Annotated in this window: 1 tRNA gene and 2 rRNA genes; all 3 read right to left on the bottom strand. The window is 57.3% G+C overall.

The annotated features are described in order from the left end of the window. Nucleotides 1-121: 121 nt before the first annotated feature. A 23S ribosomal RNA gene (locus ALTAJ2_RS18385) occupies nucleotides 122-3042 on the bottom strand. A gap of 228 nt (nucleotides 3043-3270) precedes the next feature. Beyond that, nucleotides 3271-3342, bottom strand: a tRNA-Ala gene (locus ALTAJ2_RS18380). A 135-nt stretch (nucleotides 3343-3477) separates the two neighbouring features. Further along, nucleotides 3478-4951, bottom strand: a 16S ribosomal RNA gene (locus ALTAJ2_RS18375). Together the 16S and 23S rRNA genes with 1 tRNA gene alongside form the textbook arrangement of a ribosomal RNA operon. Nucleotides 4952-5125: the final 174 nt, after the last annotated feature.

Below are 5125 nucleotides of genomic sequence, written 5' to 3'. Positions count from 1 at the left end.
AACGGAATCGAACCGTCGTGATACCAGTATCGGTGGTGTGTCCACGACCGTGTTGTACGTGTAGTCCAGTTTGCGTCCGGACCCGTTCTCGCGTCACGGATCCAATGCGATGTAATGTATGAATGTGTGGCTTGGCCGGTTAGTGCTCGCGGGCTCAACACCTCGTTGCCTTGGTGCGTACACCCCGAGTCTATCGATCTCGTCTTCTACGAGTGGCCTCGGTGGTATCTCTTTTCCAGGTGGGTTTCGAGCTTAGATGCGTTCAGCTCTTACCCCGTGGTGCGTCGCTGCCCAGCGCGTGCCCTTTCGGACAGCTGGTACACGAGTGGCACCCATTCGTAGTTCCTCTCGTACTATACGAACGTTCCCGTCAGATACCGTAACACCCCCAATAGATAGCAGCCGACCTGTCTCACGACGGTCTAAACCCAGCTCACGACCTCCTTTAATAGGCGAACAACCTCACCCTTGCCCGCTTCTGCACGGGCAGGATGGAGGGAACCGACATCGAGGTAGCAAGCCACCCGGTCGATATGTGCTCTTGCGGGTGACGACTCTGTTATCCCTAAGGTAGCTTTTCTGTCAGCAATTGGCCGCATCAAGCAGCCTAATTGGTTCGCTAGACCACGCTTTCGCGTCAGCGTCCGTCGTTGTGCCGGACACTGTCAGACTTCCTTTTGCTCTTGCGCTCTTCCTCGGGTCTCCGACCCGAGTGAGGAAATCTTGGGGCGCGCCCGATATCTTTTCAGGCGCGTACCGCCCCAGTCAAACTGCCCGGCTACCAGTGTCCTCCGCCAGGAGTGAGAGTCGCAGTCACCATCGGGTAGTATTTCAATGTTGCCTCGGTGGCCCGCTAGCGCGGGTACCTGTGTACTGGCTCCTACCTATGCTGCACAATGGCGACCACGTCTCAGTGACAGCCTGCAGTAAAGCTCTATAGGGTCTTCGCTTCCCCTTGGGGGTCTCCAGACTCCGCACTGGAACGTACAGTTCACCGGGCCCAACGTTGGGACAGTGGCGCTCTCGTTGATCCATTCATGCAAGCCGCTACTGAAGCGGCAAGGTACTACGCTACCTTAAGAGGGTCATAGTTACCCCCGCCGTTAACAGGTCCTTCGTCCCCTTGTACGGGGTGTTCAGATACCTGCACTGGGCAGGATTCAGTGACCGTACGAGTCCTTGCGGATTTGCGGTCACCTATGTTGTTACTAGACAGTCGGAGCGCCCGAGTCACTGCGACCTGCCTCTTCGCGAGGCAGGCATCCCTTATTGCGAACGTACGGGACTAACTTGCCGAATTCCCTAACGTCGGTTGCTCCCGACAGACCTTGGCTTTCGCCGCCATGAGTACCTGTGTCGGATCTCGGTACGGACAGTGTGCTCGCCTTTTCACGGGCTCTAGGTTGGCCTGACTTGCGCGATCCAGCCATTCGTTCGCTTCGTGCCGTTACGGCTTCCACGAATTTCGACTGTTCGACTGGGCGAAAGCCCAGCTCAGGCGGCCCCAAAGCGTCGGCTTTGAGTGCACACTGGCATAGGAATATTAACCTATTTCCCTGTTGTCAGCTTCGACTTACGGGCTGACTTAGGACCGGCTAACCCTCAGCTGATCAGCATTGCTGAGGAACCCTTACTCGTTCGGCCGTCGGGGTTCTAACCCGACTAACGCTGCTACTATGACCAGGATTTTCGTTACTGAACGGTCCACACGAAATCTCTTCCGTGCTTCCACCCGAACAGAACGCCAACCTACGAGATCACCTTCTGAAAGGTGCTGCTAGGTCTCGGTGGTAGACTTGAGCCCCGATCATTTTGGGCGCCTCAAACCTCGGCCGGTAAGCTGTTACGCTTTTCTTAGAGGGTAGCTGCTTCTAAGCTCACCTCCCGGCTGTCTAGGGCTTGAGACCACCTTCGATCGCACTTAGTCTACACTTGGGGACCTTAACCCAGCTCTGGGTTGTCTCCCTCACGGTACACAGGCTTACCCCGTGCACCGGACTCCCTGCGTCGAGCGGCGTTTGTAGGTTCGGAGTTGGACAGGGGGGCGCACTCCTCTCGGAGTGCGGTCCCCCAATCCGTCGCTCTACCCCACAAACTACCTCGGCAGAGGTCATGCTTCGACATGTTTCGGTTGGAACCAGCTGTTTCCGGACTCGATGGGCCTTTCACCCCTACACAAAGGTCACGAGAGGGTATTGTAGGACACCAACTCTAACAGACTTCCACGTGCCTTTCGGCACGCTTCATCTTGCCCTTGCGTAGATCGTCCGGTTTCGGGTCGTGCCCGTTTGACTCCCCGCGCTTGAACACGGCGGCCCTCGTGCAACGCACTGCGGCCATGTCGGTTTCCCTTCGCCTTCCTCGATGATCGAGTTAGACTCGTCAAACAGGCACACTCCCTGGTTCGTTTTTCAAAACGTACGACAGAACACCGGCTTCCCAAACTTCCTACTACAGGTTCGCACCTGATTCGTTTTGTCCGGGACCTTGTGTGCCCTGTCGCTCCATCGCCAACTGATTTCACGCCCTATTGCACCTCCCTTCGTGGGGTGCTTTTCAGCGTTCGCTCACGCTACTTGTTCGCTATCGGTCTTGAGGAGTGTTTAGTCTTCGCGGTCGATGCCCGCGATATTCACGAGGGATATCCAACCCCCGATACTCTGGGACTGACGCACAGCGTACTTGTCGACGATACGGGACTGTCACCCTGTTTCGTGCTCTATTCCAAGAGACTTCGCGTCGCCGTTTTGCTGCTGAGAGTCAGCCCGAACACCACATTGCCCGTGAGGGCTTCGGTTTGGACTGTGTCGCGTTTAGTCGCCCTTACTAACGACATCGCGTTTGCTTTCTTTTCCTGTCGATACTAAGATGTTTCAATTCTCGACGTTCCCCATTGCGCGAAGCAATTGCGGTGGGGATTCCCATTCGGAGATCCCAAGTTCTTTGCCTCCGTGCGGCTCCCTTGGGCTTATCGCAGCTTGGCACGTCCTTCTTCAGCTCTCAAGCCGAGCGATCCACCAGCTGGCACAGTAGCCACGTTCATCGGATCTGCGTTGCGACGATGTCGCAACGTTAGAGTGACCCGGGAACGGGTCCAGTGGACGCCTGGACTACACGTACACACGGTCTCATTTGCACGCCGGTAGACGGCCGGCCTGCATTAACCCTTCCCACCCGCGTTTACACGGGGTGGTGCATCGGTTCGTGTTCGGATTAGATCGAAGTCCCGTCTCCCACTTAAGGGACACGGTTCGATCGTCCTCCGAGACATGGACCCACAGGGATTCGAACCCTGGGCATCCTCCTTGCAAAGGAGGCACTCTACCACTGAGCTATGGGCCCACGTCCGCCCACGAGGGGCGGACAGGGAGTGACACGTTAGCCTTGGTAGTTCAAAGGTGCCCGATCGGCCAAACGTTGGTCGATCGAACGTGGACTGCAAAGGTGGGCCAGGCGCGACGGCCTGGTCCCGGTCTGTGGAGGTGATCCAGCCGCAGATTCCCCTACGGCTACCTTGTTACGACTTAAGCCCCCTTGCGGAGCCCAGATTCGACCGACGTTGCGTCGGCCTCATCCGGACCCCACTCGGGTGCTTTGACGGGCGGTGTGTGCAAGGAGCAGGGACGTATTCACCGCGCCCTTCTGAGGCGCGATTACTACCGAATCCAGCTTCATGAGGGCGAGTTTCAGCCCTCAATCCGAACTACGACCGAGTTTCGGAGATTAGCGTCCCCTTTCGGGGTTGCATCCCACTGTCTCGGCCATTGTAGCCCGCGTGTCGCCCAGCACATTCGGGGCATACTGACCTACCGTTGCCCGTTCCTTCCTCCAGTTTGGCACTGGCAGTCCTCCTAATGTACCCAACCACCGCAAGGGTGTTGCTGGCAATTAGGAGTGCGGGTCTCGCTCGTTGCCTGACTTAACAGGACGCCTCACGGTACGAGCTGACGGCGGCCATGCACCTCCTCTCAATGGCTCCAGTAAGGTCATCAACCTGACGTTCACTGCACATTGTCGATGCTGGTGAGATGTCCGGCGTTGAGTCCAATTAAACCGCAGGCTCCTCCGGTTGTAGTGCTCCCCCGCCAATTCCTTTAAGTTTCATCCTTGCGGACGTACTTCCCAGGCGGTCTGCTTCACGGCTTCCCTACGGCACAGCACAGGCTCGTAGCCTGTGCCACACCTAGCAGACATCGTTTACAGCTCGGACTACCCGGGTATCTAATCCGGTTCGTGACCCGAGCTTTCGTCCCTCACCGTCGGATCCGTCTTCCAGAGGCGCTTTCGCCACCGGTGGTCCGTCCAGGATTACGGGATTTCACTCCTACCCCGGACGTACCCCTCTGGTCTTCCGGTCCCAAGCCACGCAGTTTCCACCGGACGCCCGCGCGTTAAGCGCGCGGATTTCCCGATAGACTTGCGTGGCCAGCTACGGACGCTTTAGGCCCAATAATAGCGGTCATCACTCGTGCTGCCGGTATTACCGCGGCGGCTGGCACCGGTCTTGCCCAGCACTTATTCTACGACCACCTTACGGTCGTGAAAAGCGAGGACTATATGCCCTCGCACTCGGAGTCCCCTTATCGCACTCGCGTGCAGTGTAAAGGTTTCGCGCCTGCTGCGCCCCGTAGGGCCCGGTATCTTGTCTCAGATACCGTCTCCGGGCTCTTGCTCTCACAACCCGTACCGATTATGGGCACGGTGGGCCGTTACCCCACCGTCTACCTAATCGGCCGCAGCCACATCCTATGGCGCCGTAACGTTTCGCGTTCGTGCCACTCCAGGCGATGAACGCTATTCCATATTAGCCTCAGTTTCCCGAGGTTATTCGGATCCATAGGGTAGTTTGGCCACGTGTTACTGAGCTATCTGCTACGAGTCTGAACTCGTGCAACTAGCATGGCTAAATCGGACTCCAATAGCAATGACCTCCGGCAGGATCAACCGGAATGCTATCTGTACTCTCCCGAGAAGGGAGAGGGTCTGTTGGCGGTGAATGTTGGTACACACTCACACAATGGTCCACGTTCGATGACACGGATCGCCGACCGATCGAGCGTCACCGAACTACCAAGGCTAACATCAGATCCCATCTGTACGGCGGACCGCAGGGGTGGAATCCTCA

The organism is Natrinema altunense, assembly GCF_000731985.1.
GTDB lineage: Archaea > Halobacteriota > Halobacteria > Halobacteriales > Natrialbaceae > Natrinema > Natrinema altunense.
The sequence above is the reverse complement of the archived record's forward strand: the minus strand, read 5'-3'. Positions and strand labels throughout refer to the sequence as shown.